Here is a 14,517-nt window from a genome sequence, read left to right on the forward strand (position 1 = left end):
GGCCCTTCTTCCATGCCTCCACACCGGACAACTCACCCGAACCAGGCCCCTGTTCGAACCCCACCGACCACACGGCCGGATAGAGAACAGCCAGTCAGGGAACCGTGTTGGAGGTCTTGACAGCCTTCGTCCGCGAACACGGCCCAGAGGATACGAAGCCCACGGTATCCGCCCGCTTGGCGGTCTCTCCTACCCAGCGCCGTGTGGAACGGGCCCGCCGTAGGAGCAGCCCGCAGCACGACGTCAAACCAGCCGCAGACTTTCAGGCGGCGCTGACCGTACTCGGCCGGCGCCCCAGACGCCGTGAGCGTTTCAAGCTGAATCTCCGCGATGCCGACCTGCGTGGCGCCAATTTGGTGGATGCCCGTCTCGACAATGCATCGCTAGACGGAGCCCGCCTGGAAGACGCGAAGCTGGCGCGAGTCAGCCTCAGAAACGCCAGCCTGGTTGGGGCCCATCTGGAGCGTGCAGTCCTTGTTGAAGCTGACCTCAAAGGTGCACGGCTGGATGGCGCCTACCTACAGGACGCAGTCCTGAACCTTGCCAACCTGAGAGATGTTTCGGCGGTGGCCAGAGTGCACTTTGAAGGGGCGCAGCTAAATGGTGCCGACCTGAGGAGCCTTTGGATTGATGCAGACGACATCATTGCAGGGAAACCCGGGGAGAGTACCAAGTTGCCTCCTTCCATGACCCCAGAGGATCGAGCCCGTGTGTTTGAGCGGATCGAGCAGTTGAAGCACGACAAGGATCGCCTGTCGTTTATGGAGTTCACAAGGCTGTTGAAATGATCGAATGGGTGGCCCTCGACTGGTGAGCTTGCGTATTCAACGTTCGCGAGTCCTCCGTGGGGTCCAGCCTGTCGGTGACCGTAGGTGTTCTCCAGCGGCATAGCGGCTCCAGGTGTCTCCGGCCTCGGAGGCGAAGGTCGTGGTGACGGGGTGGTAGCCGAGGGCCTCCGCGACGACGGGTGAGGGCATCTCCAGGACGTGCTGCCGGATGGCTGCGGTGCGGTCAGCGACGGTGTGGATGCCCAGGTTGTTGATGAGGGCTGCGAGGGTGTCGGGGTGCATTGGCTGTCCAGCCCTGCGGCCGGGGAACAGCCACCGGGAGTCACGGTTGGTGGCGGTGTTCATGTTGTCCCGGTTGTCGATCCAGTGGAGCAGGAGGCCTCCGGCTGGCTCGGGGACCGGGGACGGTGGCTCGCCAAGCCGCAGCAGCACGAGGCCGTTGTCGTTGATGACGTCGTCGATGGTGAGCCGGACGACGCGGCTGAGCGGTTGTGCAGAGAGCAGGACGATGGCTCCGGCGACCCACGTCCGCAAGGGAAGACCGTGGTCGGTGAGGAGGCGGCCAAGCAGGTGCAGGCGCTCGTGTTGCGTGATCGGGGAGGCCCGGCGGGTTGTGACCGTCGGCAGTTGGAAGCGCCCGGTGAACTTGCCAGCCATGCACCACAGCAGGAGGCCCCGGATGCAGTTGCGGGCATGTTCGTTGTGCTCGACGTGCCAGGTGTCGATGTTGGCCTGGCGGCAGGCGGCGAGGGTGATGCCGTGGGCGGCGAGCCACGTGAGGAAGGCTGTGGCGTGTTTGACCTGGTCTCCGGCGAACCGGCGGCCGGCAGGGGTGACCGGCTTCCTCTCGGCGCGGGTCCGTAGTCGTGCGACGACTTCCCAGGTGGCGAACCGCCGGACGACTTGGGCGTGTTCGGGGTCGGTGATGGTGGCGAGGTGGCTGACGAGCCATCGTTCGAACGAGCAGATCTGCTTGTCAATGGTGGGCAGGACGCCGCAGTCCGTGAGGAGCTCGCGCAAGTGGGCGGCGGCTCGCCAGGGCTGGAGTGTGTGAAATGCCTCGTGGGTGAGCGGGATGTCTCCGCGGCCGAGCCGACGCAGCAGGTCGTCGGCGGAGCCGGTGCGGCTCTTGCGCATGTAGAGCCAGGTCAGTCAGACCGGACAGAAGGTTGTCCATGGCGAGGAGGGAATCGGCCAGCGGGACGAGCTCGGGGCGGATGCGACCGGAGCCGTCGTCGAGGAGCTCGGCGGGCTTGTCGGCGAAGGTGCACCGGGTGCACAGATGCCGGCCGTGCGGTTTGCCCTCGAAACCGCATCGGGAGCACTGGTAAGCCTCGCCTCATCCCCACCGGCAAGTGCTGGTGCGGCTGCGGGAAGGACGTCGGCCTGGGCAAGCTCTTCGCCGCCGGCCACGACAAGATCGCCGAAGCAGCGCTCATGGCCCTCACGTACGACGGGTCCGTCGCTCAACTGCTCCACGCCCACGGCTTCGGCTCGCACCATTCCTCCGCCACGCCGCCGTCACCGATCCGGACTGCTCGTGGGAGAAGTGCGCCGACTGCAACTACAGCGGCGCCCCTGCCGGCATCGCCGACCACCGCAAGAAGGATCATCCCGACCGGCATGTCCTCGCCCAGGCGATTCGCGCGCTCGGCGGCACCTGGGATCCGCAGCGCGCCATCAAGACTCTCGGCGACCACGGTCACACATGGGAAGACCAACGGACAGCGGAGAAACGGTCCGGCAGATCCTGCGCGACCTGTGCGCGGACGGGCTCATCGTCAAAACCGACCCTCAACGGGCTGTCTACGACCTCGTTCAGGAGTAGAGCCGGGGACGGTTCAGCCCTCGGGGACGAGGGTGCCCTGGTGGTAGTAGAGCCGCCATCCGGTGTCGCCCTCGCCCTTGCGCCACAGGGAGCTGCGGCGGGCCCGGCGGCCACCGATGACGCTCTCGTACGTCAGGTGCACGAGGTCCGGGGCGAGGAGCACCCCGCGCATGCCGGAGACCTCGATGCGCGGGCTTTCCGCTCCGCCGTGCAGAGTGGGCAGGGCCGCGACCATCTCCTCGTACGTCCAGCGCCGCCCGGAGGCGCCGACCTCGACGAACTCTGGGTCGAACAGCCGGGCGCCAACTGCGGAGGCGGGGTCGTGCAGGCGCAGTTCACCGTCCTTCGCCGCGGCGATCGCGGCCTGTTCCTCGAGGTTCTCATCCGTGTCGATCATGGACGCATCCTCTCTCGCCCCGGAGCCCTCGGCAAAGGCTCTTCGGGTCCTTGTCCGTTGACCAAAGTGGAGAACATGGCATTCCGGAGCCGCGGCGTGCCTGATCGCCTCTGCAGTTGCGTCATGGAGTTCAACCGGGGTGACTGGATCTGGGAACCGATGCTGACGAGGCGTCCCTCCGACACACTTCTCGAGTCGAGCACTGCGGGCGGAGAGAGCCCGCCGGCGCCGGATGACGACAACACGCTCGTCACGCACGCCGCGCTGTTCGACGGCACCAAGACGGCCCTGGCGATCGCCGGCACGTGCTTCGCGCTGGGGGTCGTTGTCGCCCCGTTGGTTGGGCTGTTCAGCGGTCCTACGTTCTTCCGCCCCCGCGCAGGCGTGGTACCGCCCGCTGCGCGAGCCGTCGGCGGACGGGGATGTGTTCCGCTGTCTGACGCCGTCAGGCCTGGAGGATTTCAGCGCGGGAGAGGGCCCGCTTGAGTAGAGCCTGCAGCGCGTCCTGCTCGTCCTGCGTCAGTCCGGCGAACAGGGGTTCCTCGGTCAGGACTTTCAGCAGCCGTTCCCGCAGTTCGGTGCCCTCCGGGGTCAGGACGAGCTGCTTGGCCCGGCGGTCGGTGGGGTGAGGGCGGCGCTCTATCAGCCGTAGGGTCTCCAGCTTGTCGATCACGACGGTGGCGTTGGACGGTTCGCAGCTCATCCGTCCGGCCAGCTCGCGCATGGTCATCGGAGCGGTCATCTCGCGCAGGGCCGAGGCCTGCGCGACGGTCAGGCCGAGGCCGGTCACCCATTCACGCATGCGCGCATTGCTCTGCATGTCCAGGTCGTGCACCAGCTTGCCCAGCTCCCACTGCGCTTCCGCCTGCTCCTGTGTCATCGCCATGGCTCCAGACTAGCAAACTGCTTCAAGCCATGATAGGTATGGTTTGAAGCATTCAAGTCATATGCATTTAGGAAGCTCATGAACCTCAACCTCACAGGCAAGACCGCCGTCGTCACCGGCGCCAGCCGGGGCATCGGACTGGCCGCCGTCCGGACCCTGATCGGCGAAGGCGTCCGCGTCGTGGGCGCCGCGCGCAGCATCACGCCCGAGCTGAAGGAAACCGGCGCCCACGCCGTGTCGGCGGACCTGAGCACCGCGGAGGGCGTCGCCGCCCTCATCGACGGCGCGCTGGCCGAGCTGGGCGGCATCGACCTGCTGGTGAACAACGTGGGCGGCGGGGACGAGGCCGTCATGGGGTTCCTCGACGCCGGCGACAGCCAGTGGACCCGCATGTTCGACATCAACGTGCTCGCCACCGTCCGCGCCACGCGCGCGGCCCTGCCCAGCCTGATCGAGCGTCGCGGGGCGGTCGTCAACATCTCCTCCACGGTCGCCCGGATGCCCGCGGGCGTCCCGGCCAGCTACAGCGCCGTCAAGGCGGCGGTCACCGCGCTCGGCAAGTCCCTGGCCGAGGAGTTCGGCCCCCAGGGCGTGCGCGTGAACACCGTCTCTCCCGGTCTGGTCCGCACCACCGTCTACGAGGACCCCGACGGTCCGGTCGCCCAGCTCGCCGCGGCCGCAGGTGTCGGCCTCGCCGACTTCGTCCAGCAGATCGCGAAGTCCCAGAACATCACCACCGGCCGCATGAGCGAAGCCGAGGAGGTCGCGGCCCTGGTCGCCTTCCTGCTGTCCGACGTGGCCGGCAACATCACCGGCGCCGACTACGTCATCGACGGCGGCACCATCAAGACGGTCTGAACCAGCTGTCAAGGCTGCCGCGGAGAATCCGGCACTTCAACCCACAAACACGGAGGTCAGACCGATGGCTCAGGTCGTCGTCGCGTCCGCCGAGCGCACTGTTGACGCTCCCGCGGACGAGGTCTACCGGTACCTGGCAGACATGCAGCTTCACTCCCGGTTCCTGCCGCCCCCCTTCTACGACTTCCACGTCGAGGAGGGCGGCGTGGGCGCGGGCAGCGTCGTCCGGTTCAAGATCGACTTTGCTGGGGGTGTCCGGGAGCTCCGGATGGAGGTCAGCGAACCGGAGCCGGGCCGAACCCTGGTCCAGACCGACACGGGCGGCTCCGGCCTCGTGACGACGTTCACCGTGACCCCGCGAGGCGAGCAGGCGCTGGTGAACATCACCTCCCGTTTCGATGGCGAGAGCGGCGTCGCCGGCTTCGTCGAGCGGATCATCGCGCCGCGCAGGTTGCACCGCGTCTACGCCAAGGAACTCGCCCGCCTCGACGCGCACGCCCGCGAGCAGCGCGTCGGTTAGCAGCGGCACGCCGGCCGGAACGGGGCCCGCGGTCTCCCGGCCTGCGGGACGGTCCGCACCAGTTGTCAGTCAGCAAGGAATTGGAGTTCAATCATGAAGCTGCTCACCTTCAAGACCACGACCCACAAGGCACAGCCTGCCCGTATCGGCACGCCGATCAGCGCGGCGGCCATGGAGACCCTGATCGACGGGCCAGGGCCGGTCGAGGTCAAGACGATCGGCGCGGACTGGGAGGCCCCCATCACGGGGCTGCTCAACATCAAGCACCCGAAGGCCGTTGCGGCGGGGATCACCGACCACAAGGAGCCCATCAAGATCTACGCCCACGTCGTACGGCACCCCACGCGCGGCTTCTTCCTCGTGGACACGGGCGTGTCACGGCGGCTGGTGGAGGACCCCGTAGGCGTGGGGGTCGGCATGATGCTGAGGAAATACGGGGGCATCGAGAAGATGCACCCCCAGCAGAGCACCGCGGAGATCATCGAAGCGGAGGGAGTCCCCCTGAACGGGGTCTTCATGACCCATCTCCACCTCGATCACGTCTCCGGACTCCCGGACGTTCCCAAGGACGTCCCCCTCTACACCGGCGCCGATGAGGCGGAGGCGTCGCTCTTCCTGAACCTGTTCGCCCAGGGCACGAACAACCACCTCCTGGCCGGACGCCCGCCGCTTGAGGAACTCCAGTTCACCAAGGACCCCGGTGGAAAGCTCGAAGGCGTCAACGACGTGTTCGGCGACGGCTCGTTCTTCGCGATCCTGACCCCGGGGCACACCACCGGACACGTCTCCTACCTCGCCCGCACCGCGGCAGGCCCGGTCCTCATGACCGGCGATGTCAGCCACACGCGCTGGGGGTGGGACAACGGCGTCGAGCCCGGAACCTACATGCAGGAGCGCGAACCCAGCATCAAGAGCCTGCTCGCCCTGAAGGCACTCAGCGAGCGCCACCCGACCATGATCGTGAGACTGGGCCACCAGGAGTAGGCAGCGCGGCCTCCGGCGGCCGACAGCAGCCGATGCCGACCCGCGTTCCCGGCGCGGGAGACGATCAGCCGTCCGAGGAGGGCACGAGGCCGGGCGGCAGCGGGTGTGTGGTGTCTCCGATGCGGGAGTGCGCGGGCAGCGTGCGGACGACGCCGGTGCGGTCGGCGAGCTGCCGGCGCAGCAGACGGTTCTCCGTCATTGACTGGCGCAGGGCACCGACCAGCGCCTCGACGTCGGTCTTCGGCCGGGCGATCTCTTCGGCGTCGGCGGCCCGCAGCTCTGTGAGCTTGCGGACCTGTCGGCGCAGCCGCTTCTCGCTGTCCGGCGTCCGGCCGCGGGCACGGACCTGGCCGTAGAAGGCGTTCTTCAGATCAGGATGGCGCTGGGTGAGCGCGTTGCGGAGCGGCTGTGCCTCCGCCGCGAGCGCGACGACGGTCAGCGCCCCGTCGGAGTGTTCCGCCCAGCCGCCCAGGACGCGGTCCATCGCGGTCTGGATGCGGTCGCGTTCAACGGGGGCGGGGCTCACGTGGTCGGCTCCCGGGCGTTGATGCGGTCGTGGACGTGCCGGTCGGCCAGCGCGCTCAGCTGACCGGCGCGCCGGGACAGCCGGTCGGCGAGCGGGCCGGGCACCGCCTCGGAGGCGGCCTGCTTCTCCAAGGTCTGGGCGTGCTGAAGGAGTTGGCCGGAGCGGTGGCCGGTGCGTGCGACGTTCACGCAGGACGGCCGGCAGCGGTCCGGCCGCGGGGCGTCGGCGACGTCCAGGCGGTGGCACAGGGCCCGGTCGCGGTTGTAGACGCGCATCAGCAACGAGCGCGGGTCGTCGTAGACGGCCAGGACCGGGTTGCCGAGGATGTCCCGGGCCCGGCGGTGGGTACGGATCGACCCGGCGAAGGCGGGGCCAGGGCGGCGGCGTGGATCGCGCGTCGGGCGGCCGGCCCCGAGATGCCTGCTCCGGCGACGAGGTCGTCGTGGAGGGTGGTGAGGGTGTCGGCGGCGGCCCGGGCGGTCTCGAGGTCGAGCAGCTCGTGAATACCGCCGCGGCCGCGGGCCGCGTACCCGGTGTGCCGGGCACGTTCCGCAGCAGCGCGGCGGTCACGGCCAAGAGGGGCTCCGCCTCGGCACGGTCGTACTCGAAGGTCTTGGTGACCGCATCGTTGCGCAGGGCGTCGCATGCCCGGCTGCACAGGGCGCCCTGGAGCCGCCACCACCGCTCGGCCTGACCACACCGGCCGGCGGCCTTCCTCGCCCCCGGGCTGTTGCACTGGCCGGCGGCCTTCCTCGCCCCCGGGATCTCCCGGATCACGTTCTCCCGGACCCTCTCCAGCGCCCCGCCCGACCTCCAGGATCGGCGCCCGGACGCCGCCCGTGTTCCGCAGTGGCTGCGCCTCCCGCAGGGACCGGCCGACCTCCTCCCGCCCCGGATCGCCGATCGGGCACGGCACGGCCATCTCGAACGCCGCGGACGGCCCCCACGGGGCGATCTACCCTGCTCACCGCCGCCCTCGCCTGAGCCCGCAGGCCCACACCACGCCGGCGGCGCACCATCCCTACGCCCGTGCGGCAGCGGGCCACCGAAATCCCGGCACCGGGAACGCGACTGCCGCGGAGAGCCCACAACCGCGATCCCGACGGGCTACGCCCCTCGATGGCCTGCGCGGCTCTCGGCTCTGGTTCGGGTGAGGTCTTTGATCCACATCACCGAGGCACGCAGGTGAAGCCCCGCGAGGTAGCCTTCCGGGGTCTCGTCGTAGCGGGTCACGATGCCCCGCCACGCCTTGAGCTTGTTGATCAGGCGCTCGACGGTGTTCCTCTCCTTGTAGAACTCGGCGTCGTGGTCGACGGGGCGTCCCCCTCTGCGGCCCTTCGTCTTCCGGTTGGCGGCCTGGTCCCGCTTCTCCGGGATGACGGCCTCGATGCCGCGCCTGCGCAGGTGGGCGCGGTTGCCACGGAACGAGTACGCCTGCTGACCTTGAATGCCGGAGCGCGTCCTGCTGAGCCTGCCGTCGCTGCCGGTCCCACGCCATCCCGTCGGCGACCGACGGCGGGTCCGCCTGGCTGACAGAGGCTTCTGGTGCGGTCTGAAGGGCAGGGCCGGTCGGCGGCACCGCCCTTCGCGCAGCCGGTCCGGCCGATTCCCGTGCCGCTGACACGAGGTGACCCTGCCGACGCCGGGGCACTGACCAGCCACTGACGCCGGGCCGGTACGCCAGGGCCGTGATCACGCGTCCGGCAGCGGGATCCTGTAGGAAAGTGGATATATGCCTCAGGGAAGAGCCCTCGCCACACAGCAGCGGATCCTCGCGGCGGCAGGCGAGCTGTTCGCACAGCATGGCTACGCGGAGACTTCCCTGGCGGAGATCGAGAGCGCGGCGGGGGTGAGCCGCGCGACCCTGCACCACCACTTCCCCAGCAAGCCCGCCGTCGCGGACGCCGTCCTCAGTCACCAGCACGCCGTCCTCGTCGCGCCGGACGACCCGATCCGCCTCCAAGCGCTGATCACACTCACCCGCACCTACGCCACCGCCCTGCAGACCGACCCCGTGCTGCGCGGCGCGGTCCGGCTCGCCACGGAACCCGGCCGCTACATGACCACCGAGCCCTACCAGGGGCCCATCAACGCCGTCGCGGCCCTGCTCAGCGAGGCCCGCCTCCGCGGTGAACTGCTGCCCGGCGTCGACCCGGCCCGCTCCGCGCGTTTCATCACCGCCGCCTACACCGGCACCCAGATGCTCTCCCAGGCCACCACCGGCCGCGACGACCTCCAGGACCTGATCACACTCATGTGGCAGCACGTACTGCCCGCCCTCGCCCACCCCGCGATGCTGCCCGTCCTGCACATCACACCCGACCACTGAGCCCAGCCCAACCCAAGACTCCGACTGTGACGGACAGCCGTCGCACCGTGACGGGCCGGGCGTAGAGTCGTGGTGAGACTGGCAAGTCGCGGGCGCACGGCCTTCGGATGGGCGGCCAGGGCCGGGGCCAGCAGGATCCGTGCGCGGCCGGTGGCGTAGTTGGGGGCGGTGTCGACCCACTGCGCGCCGGAGGCGGCCGCGCGGACGGCCGCCTGCGGGATCGCCTGGCACCGGTAGATACCCAGGGCGAGTTGTGCGGTCACAGCAGGCTCCCCAATACGGCGGCCTGCCCGGCAACGAGCTCCTGGACCAGGGCGGCGACGTCCTCCAGGGCGAGGCCGGCCATGTCGGCGAGCGCGGCCAGGTCCACCGTCCGGCCGTCGACCAGCGGGCGCAGCACCGCTTCCGCCTCGGGCGCGAACTCGTGCACGGTGCCGGCGGCGGACAGCGTCACCGTGTCCTCGCCGACGTCCAGCACCGCGCGGGCGGTCGTCAGCCTCACCCGCAAACCACCGTCGGTGGGGACGGTGTCGATGTACGGCAGGCTCGGCACCATCCGGCCGACGGCCTGCCCGTCCATCGCCGCCTGGTAGCGGGCGAGCAGCGTCGGGTCGTCCAGGGGTTCGGCGAGCCGCTTGCGCATCCCGTCCACGGCGTCGGCCTGGACGTCCGGCGCGGCGAGCAGCGGCAGGTCGCGCCTCCAGCCCTCATGCGTGAGCAGCTGCGCGGACACCCACGCCATCAGGTCGGTTGCCGTGTGGGTCTGCAGGCCGCAGGTGACGTGCAGGGAGCGGGTGCCCTGGTCGGCGGAGACCGCGTGCCACACGCCGCGCGGCACGTACAGCACGTCGCCCGGCCACAGGACCAGATCAACGACCGGCTCGGTGGGAGCCTTGCTCGGGTCCTCGATGTATGCGGGCTGAAAGCACGATGTCCGTGACCGGGGCGAAGGACACCAGCGCGGCCGGCCTGGCGAGCGGCCCGATCCGGCCCACGGCCCAGGGGGATCAGCGTGGTGGCGAGCTTGTCCAGGTAGTGGCCGATCGCCTTGGCGTAGCTGGCGTACGTGGCCCGCCTCGATTCCCGCAGGGCCCGGAGCGTTTCGGTCCGAACCTGGTGTCGGGCCGTGCTGCGGCTGAGGAGCGCGGCGGTGGCACCCGTCACCGCTGTGCCGAGGGCCCCGACGGTAGCGCCGAGAACGGCGGCGAGTCCTGCGTCCATCACGTCACTGCGGCGGCCGCCGTGCGGCCGGCACGAGACGATGATCAGCCATCGGCGTCAACGGCCCTGGATGACCCGGCTGATCGCGTACGGAACCTCCTCCGCCACCACGAGCAGCGGCTCCAGGATCCCCTGGTACACCGGGTCCGTCCACGACGGGCTGTGATCGGTCAGCAAGCAGCCCGTCGCTTCGTCCTTGGTGCGGGGATGGGCCGCTCCCTCGTCTCGGGTGATCCCGACACTGATCTCGATCGCGGTGTCCACGCCGTCGCGCATGTCTGCCTACCGCTCCACCATTTCGTTCCGCTCGTCACGGAAGCTACGCTCGCGGTCGGTCGGGAAGTCGGCCGCCGGCACCGACAACGCCTCGCGCAGCCGGCCACGGGGCGGCTCCTGGCACAGCTCTTCCACGACGGAGGCCGTCAGCGGTGGCTTCGCCCGGGCCCCGCGCTCCAGCACGGTGATGCCCAGGACTGCAGCCGAGGCCGCGTACCGGGTACCGGGTACCGCCAGGTGATCAGCGCCGCGTGCCGCTCGTAGTCGTGCGCGCAGTTCCCGATCTCGTGGAGGGCTTCCTCGTAGTGCTGGAACGGCGGCCGCTCCGGTGCGTGCAGCTCGGTCAGGTCGAGGGCGGTGTAGAGACGGTCCCAGATGGCAACGGCCGACTACCACTCGTACCGCGCGGTCATGTACGCCCCGTGCAACGACCGCAGCGCCTCCAGCTCGATCGTCGTCAGCGTTCCCCGGTCGTCGAACGGCGCAAACCGCATGCCACTCCCCCACCTGTGCAGCCCAGGTCCCGGCGCTGTGCTCAAGGAGGTCGGCCGCCGCGTCGAACACCGCGCTGTCCGGGTCGGCGTCGTTGCGCCAGCGGAGCTGTGTGACGGCCCGGAGGATGTCGGCGACCAGTTCGGGCGGCTCTTCCTCTGCACTGTCGGCGTGGGGGGGTGACGGTCAGTTTCAGGGTGTACTCGTCGTCGGTGCGAGTGATCGCGGTGATGGTGTCGAGGTTCAGGCCGATGGGCTTGCTGACAAGTTCCGCGCTGACGCAGTCCGGGTGGTTGCCGATCGCGGCGGCGACCGCGTCCCAGGCGTAGGCCTCGCTCTGGCGGCCGTCGTCGGGGATCGGTTCCACGCCGCTCAGAAACAGGGTGTGGCCGATACCGCCGGCGGCCTTGGACCAGACGGCCGTGTCGCCGGGCAGGGCATCGTCGGCACAGGCAACGCGCCCGAGTACGGACACCACCACGGTCGCCCATTCGGCGGACCTCGCGAAGCAGGCGAGGGTCCTCGCCTCACGGCTGCCTGACGCCAAGGCCACGCGGTCGGCGGACGCGGCGGTGGGGGGTGACCCTGGTGGTGGATTGGGACCTCGATCTGGAGAAACTGCGGTAGCGGACCGGACTCGCCGCGGGCCGGTGGTGGCCGGGCCGCGGCGAGGGGCGCGGTGCGGGGTCAGCTGCCGGTCAGGGAGACGGCCACGTCCGTGATGTTCAGGGGGAACTTGGACTTGGCGGCGTCGTTCACGAGCGTGGCCTGCCCGGTGAAGACGTTGATGGTGTAGAGGGAGGGCGTGCTCGCGCCAGAGGCGGTGAGGGAGGCGAAGGCGGTGTTGTCCACCGTCTTGCCGCCGCTCAGGGTGCTGTAGATGTCCATGCCAGCGTTGATCTGGGCATCGAGGCCGAGGTTGCCGGTCGGGGCGAGGGTGCCGTTGTTGGCCGGGGACTGGATGACGACTTGGTCGCTCGTCGTATTGATGTCGAACAACGTGGTCGCCGTGGACCCGTCGAGGTCGTTGTTCGTGTAGGCGGCGGCGGAGACGCCCTTGGTCGTGCCCTCGATCGGCGGGGTGGTGAGGTTGAGGTCCTGGATGGTCGTGTGGTCGTTCAGGTTGTGCCGCAGATTCTGGCCGTTGTCGCTGATCACGCGCAGTCGGTCGGCCGCCGGGTTGAAGTCGACGCCGAAGTTCGTGCCGTTCAGCGCGTACTGGAGCTGGGACACCTTGGTGACCACGACGTCCTGGCTGCCCGTCGGGATGGTGATCGTGTAGATGCCGCCCTTGTTGCCCACGCCGTACATCACGCCGTTCTGCACGCGGAAGTCGATGCCGATCAGGGCCGTGTCGCCGCTGAGGCCGGTGACGGCCCTGACCCAGTTGAGCACGTCCGCCCGGTCGGTCCAGAACGCGGCCATCAGGGTGCCGTCACCGGTGATCCCGTAGGCGCGCAGGCTGGGGGCGGCGGCGGGAGCGGCCGAACCGGCACCCGGCGCGGCGAGCATTAGCGTGGCTGACGTGGCCATGACCGCCATCGCCGCCATGATTCTCTTTCGCGTTCCTGCTTTCATCGGAGTTTCCCTCCCGTTTGGGCGTGCGCCGATGCCCGACGCTCGGTCGAGGAATTTCCGTACTCCTGCCCGTACTGATTGCCGGAACCGTTCCGGAGCCGAGCCGGAATGATTGCGGCGCCCTTCCCCCACGGGTGGGTACGCGGCTCTCATTAAGGCTGCTTCATGACTCCCACACAAGCGGAAGGGGTAACGGGAACGACCCGATCCGGGAATTTTGCGCACGGTGACAAAAGCCCGGTCGACCCGCTTGGAGCCGATTTATGCGAAGTGATGAACACCGTCCGGATCTCGACTGTCGGCCCGTTCGACCGGAATGACATGCTCGCGTCCATGGGGAGCCTCTTCGCCGAACTGGCCCGCCAGGCGTCGACCAACGCCCGCCGGGAGGTAGAGACATACGCACGCGAGATTGCGGAGTTCGGGTTCCTGGACAAGGACCCCCGGGCGCGGGCCGAGACGTTGGACCACTCGGTCTGGCTCCGGCACCGCACGGTCGAACTGTCGCCTGACAACGACGAGTTGAGAGATCACGATCTTGAGTACATCGCGTCCATGGGGGAGCTGCGGGCCGGCGCGGGCATGTCGCTCGACGCACGGCAGGAGGTGCTGCGGGTGCACACCGCGCTGATGCTGCGCGAGATCAACGAGGCGACCGACGCCCAGCGCGGCGGCGGTGTGGAGGAACTCATGAGGATGATGACCTGGTTCGCCCCTCAGGGCGAGCGCGGCATCGGCGCCTACCGACAGGGATTCGTCCGTGTACTGCGCCGTCGAATGCCGTACGTCGAACAGGTCGTCCTGCTGGCCCGGTCATTGCTGAACGGGGATCCGATAGCGGCGGAACTCGCCGAGGCCATCGACATGGAACTGTCGGACCGGTATGCGGTGACGGTGTTCCGGTTGCCGGACCCTCCCCCTGTCGATCGCATCCTGGAAAACGAGATCGAAACACTGGTGAAGAGTCATCGGGCCCCGATCCTATGGGGCTCGCGGGGTGGCGACGGGAGCGGTGAGCTGATCGCTCTCGTCCCCGGGAATTCCGGTGCCGCGCGGGCGGAGGACGTGCCGCCGCGCACCGGTCCCGACCTCCTGCCCGACCTCGCCCCGGAGCATGTGGCGGACCTCGTCCGGGACGTGGCCCAGGCCCTCGGCCGGCCCTGCGCCGTCGGCACCGCCACCGCGCCGCTGCCCGAGTTGTCCGACGCGCTCGACAGGGCCCGGCGGATCAGTGCCACCGCCCCGCTGCGACGGGCCTCCGCCCGGCTGCGGCCGCACACCCTGGCGGACCTCTTCGTCGAACTCGCCGTCGCGGACGTGCCGTTCGTCGACGCCTGGCTGCGCGCACTGTCCGACCGGCTGGCCACCGGCCCGGACCTGCTGGTCACACTCGATGTGTACTACCGCCATGACATGCACCGCGGCGCCACGGCCACCGCCCTGAACGTCCACACGCGCACCCTCGACTACCGCCTGCGCCGGGCGCGGGAGCTGACCGGCATCGACCCGGGCTCGACCCGGGGGGTGCGCACGCTCGGCGCGGCCGTCACCCGGCGCCTGTCGGGAGCGTGGCGCTGACCGTGCGAGGGCCGGGCCCGGTGGCGGCCGTCCCGCGCCGCCTGCGCGGACCGGACGGCCGCCGTCCCCGTGTCGGCGGCGATACGGCAGGCTGGGACCGCGAGGGCCTGTCCGTGAGCGGCAAGCGTATGTCGAAGGCCATCTACAACCAGTCGAAGCCGTTGCGCGTGAGCGTGATGAAGGTGACGCGGTCCGAGTCGGGTTCGGCGCGGGCGCCGAGGATGTGCGGGCTGCCGCGCAGTGCGTGGGCGATGCG

At 69.6% G+C, this 14,517-nt stretch carries 15 protein-coding genes and 1 pseudogene; 6 read left to right on the forward strand and 10 right to left on the reverse strand.

Translation table 11 applies throughout. From position 1 onward, the window contains the following. The first annotated feature begins 203 nt into the window (after positions 1–203). Complete coding sequence (locus ABZ464_RS24370; RefSeq protein WP_359279758.1) at positions 204–788, forward strand: pentapeptide repeat-containing protein; 585 nt, start codon at positions 204–206, stop codon at positions 786–788. A gap of 36 nt (positions 789–824) precedes the next feature. Here ABZ464_RS24370 and ABZ464_RS24375 read toward each other — a convergent pair whose 3' ends face one another. From ABZ464_RS24375 to ABZ464_RS24385, 3 genes are all read right to left on the reverse strand, one after another. Next, positions 825–1,925 carry a hypothetical protein gene (locus ABZ464_RS24375; RefSeq protein ID WP_359279760.1) on the reverse strand — a complete coding sequence of 367 codons (1,101 nt, stop codon included), beginning with the start codon at positions 1,923–1,925 and terminating at the stop codon, positions 825–827. Positions 1,926–2,629: 704 nt separating this feature from the next. Then, on the reverse strand, positions 2,630–3,013 hold the full coding sequence (locus ABZ464_RS24380; RefSeq protein ID WP_359279762.1) for a DUF4440 domain-containing protein: 384 nt from the start codon (positions 3,011–3,013) through the stop codon (positions 2,630–2,632). Positions 3,014–3,458: 445 nt separating this feature from the next. Continuing rightward, positions 3,459–3,893, reverse strand: coding sequence for a MarR family transcriptional regulator (locus tag ABZ464_RS24385; RefSeq protein WP_359280028.1), 435 nt, complete (start codon positions 3,891–3,893; stop codon positions 3,459–3,461). Between the two features lie 84 nt (positions 3,894–3,977). Here ABZ464_RS24385 and ABZ464_RS24390 point away from each other — a divergent pair, with 84 nt between their 5' ends. The 3 genes from ABZ464_RS24390 (at position 3,978) to ABZ464_RS24400 (ending at position 6,261) form a co-directional block, all read left to right on the forward strand. Continuing rightward, positions 3,978–4,757, forward strand: a complete 780-nt coding sequence (locus tag ABZ464_RS24390; RefSeq protein ID WP_359279764.1) for an oxidoreductase — start codon at positions 3,978–3,980, stop codon at positions 4,755–4,757. A gap of 64 nt (positions 4,758–4,821) precedes the next feature. Continuing rightward, positions 4,822–5,277 carry an SRPBCC family protein gene (locus ABZ464_RS24395; protein WP_359279765.1) on the forward strand — a complete coding sequence of 152 codons (456 nt, stop codon included), beginning with the start codon at positions 4,822–4,824 and terminating at the stop codon, positions 5,275–5,277. A gap of 93 nt (positions 5,278–5,370) precedes the next feature. Continuing rightward, complete coding sequence (locus tag ABZ464_RS24400) at positions 5,371–6,261, forward strand: MBL fold metallo-hydrolase (protein ID WP_359279767.1); 891 nt, start codon at positions 5,371–5,373, stop codon at positions 6,259–6,261. A 64-nt stretch (positions 6,262–6,325) separates the two neighbouring features. On the opposite strand, the gene ABZ464_RS24405 is transcribed toward ABZ464_RS24400, so the two are convergent. From ABZ464_RS24405 to ABZ464_RS24415, 3 genes and pseudogenes are all read right to left on the reverse strand, one after another. Then, the gene (locus tag ABZ464_RS24405; RefSeq protein WP_359279769.1) at positions 6,326–6,787 is read right to left on the reverse strand and encodes a polyketide synthase docking domain-containing protein; all 462 of its coding nucleotides are present in this window, start codon (positions 6,785–6,787) and stop codon (positions 6,326–6,328) included. After that, positions 6,784–7,062 (reverse strand): hypothetical protein, encoded by a 279-nt coding sequence (locus ABZ464_RS24410; RefSeq protein ID WP_359279771.1) that lies wholly within the window; start codon positions 7,060–7,062, stop codon positions 6,784–6,786. The genes ABZ464_RS24405 and ABZ464_RS24410 overlap by 4 nt, the downstream gene beginning before the upstream one ends. An 832-nt stretch (positions 7,063–7,894) precedes the next feature. Further along, positions 7,895–8,326 (reverse strand): annotated as a pseudogene (locus ABZ464_RS24415) (transposase); the annotation flags it as partial. 193 nt (positions 8,327–8,519) lie between these two features. On the opposite strand from ABZ464_RS24415, the gene ABZ464_RS24420 reads away from it, so the two are divergent. Next, positions 8,520–9,116, forward strand: coding sequence for a ScbR family autoregulator-binding transcription factor (locus tag ABZ464_RS24420; RefSeq protein WP_359279772.1), 597 nt, complete (start codon positions 8,520–8,522; stop codon positions 9,114–9,116). Positions 9,117–9,375: 259 nt separating this feature from the next. On the opposite strand, the gene ABZ464_RS24425 is transcribed toward ABZ464_RS24420, so the two are convergent. The 4 genes from ABZ464_RS24425 to ABZ464_RS24440 form a co-directional block, all read right to left on the reverse strand. Next, entirely contained in the window at positions 9,376–10,197 is an 822-nt protein-coding gene (locus tag ABZ464_RS24425) for a winged helix domain-containing protein (protein WP_359280030.1), read from the reverse strand. Positions 10,198–10,394: 197 nt separating this feature from the next. Next, the gene (locus ABZ464_RS24430) at positions 10,395–10,613 is read right to left on the reverse strand and encodes a hypothetical protein (RefSeq protein ID WP_359279773.1); all 219 of its coding nucleotides are present in this window, start codon (positions 10,611–10,613) and stop codon (positions 10,395–10,397) included. Positions 10,614–11,148: 535 nt separating this feature from the next. Next, the gene (locus ABZ464_RS24435) at positions 11,149–11,652 is read right to left on the reverse strand and encodes a hypothetical protein (RefSeq protein ID WP_359279775.1); all 504 of its coding nucleotides are present in this window, start codon (positions 11,650–11,652) and stop codon (positions 11,149–11,151) included. A 140-nt stretch (positions 11,653–11,792) separates the two neighbouring features. Further along, positions 11,793–12,638, reverse strand: a complete 846-nt coding sequence (locus ABZ464_RS24440) for a DUF4394 domain-containing protein (RefSeq protein WP_359279776.1) — start codon at positions 12,636–12,638, stop codon at positions 11,793–11,795. A gap of 378 nt (positions 12,639–13,016) precedes the next feature. Between ABZ464_RS24440 and ABZ464_RS24445 the strand changes: the two genes are divergently transcribed. Further along, entirely contained in the window at positions 13,017–14,261 is a 1,245-nt protein-coding gene (locus tag ABZ464_RS24445; RefSeq protein WP_359279777.1) for a helix-turn-helix domain-containing protein, read from the forward strand. The last annotated feature ends 256 nt before the right edge of the window (positions 14,262–14,517 follow it).

The organism is Streptomyces sp. NPDC005820 (genome assembly GCF_040630255.1).
GTDB lineage: Bacteria > Actinomycetota > Actinomycetes > Streptomycetales > Streptomycetaceae > Streptomyces.

Excerpts from the sequence above, each read along its gene's own strand:
- ABZ464_RS24375 (WP_359279760.1), bottom strand. The coding sequence starts at position 1,925 with ATGCGCAAGAGCCGCACCGGCTCCGCCGACGACCTGCTGCGTCGGCTC.
- ABZ464_RS24380 (WP_359279762.1), bottom strand. The coding sequence starts at position 3,013 with ATGATCGACACGGATGAGAACCTCGAGGAACAGGCCGCGATCGCCGCG.
- ABZ464_RS24385 (WP_359280028.1), bottom strand. The coding sequence starts at position 3,893 with ATGACACAGGAGCAGGCGGAAGCGCAGTGGGAGCTGGGCAAGCTGGTG.
- ABZ464_RS24390 (WP_359279764.1), top strand. The coding sequence starts at position 3,978 with ATGAACCTCAACCTCACAGGCAAGACCGCCGTCGTCACCGGCGCCAGC.
- ABZ464_RS24395 (WP_359279765.1), top strand. The coding sequence starts at position 4,822 with ATGGCTCAGGTCGTCGTCGCGTCCGCCGAGCGCACTGTTGACGCTCCC.
- ABZ464_RS24400 (WP_359279767.1), top strand. The coding sequence starts at position 5,371 with ATGAAGCTGCTCACCTTCAAGACCACGACCCACAAGGCACAGCCTGCC.
- ABZ464_RS24410 (WP_359279771.1), bottom strand. The coding sequence starts at position 7,062 with ATGCGCGTCTACAACCGCGACCGGGCCCTGTGCCACCGCCTGGACGTC.
- ABZ464_RS24420 (WP_359279772.1), top strand. The coding sequence starts at position 8,520 with ATGCCTCAGGGAAGAGCCCTCGCCACACAGCAGCGGATCCTCGCGGCG.
- ABZ464_RS24430 (WP_359279773.1), bottom strand. The coding sequence starts at position 10,613 with ATGCGCGACGGCGTGGACACCGCGATCGAGATCAGTGTCGGGATCACC.
- ABZ464_RS24440 (WP_359279776.1), bottom strand. The coding sequence starts at position 12,638 with ATGGCCACGTCAGCCACGCTAATGCTCGCCGCGCCGGGTGCCGGTTCG.
- ABZ464_RS24445 (WP_359279777.1), top strand. The coding sequence starts at position 13,017 with ATGGGGAGCCTCTTCGCCGAACTGGCCCGCCAGGCGTCGACCAACGCC.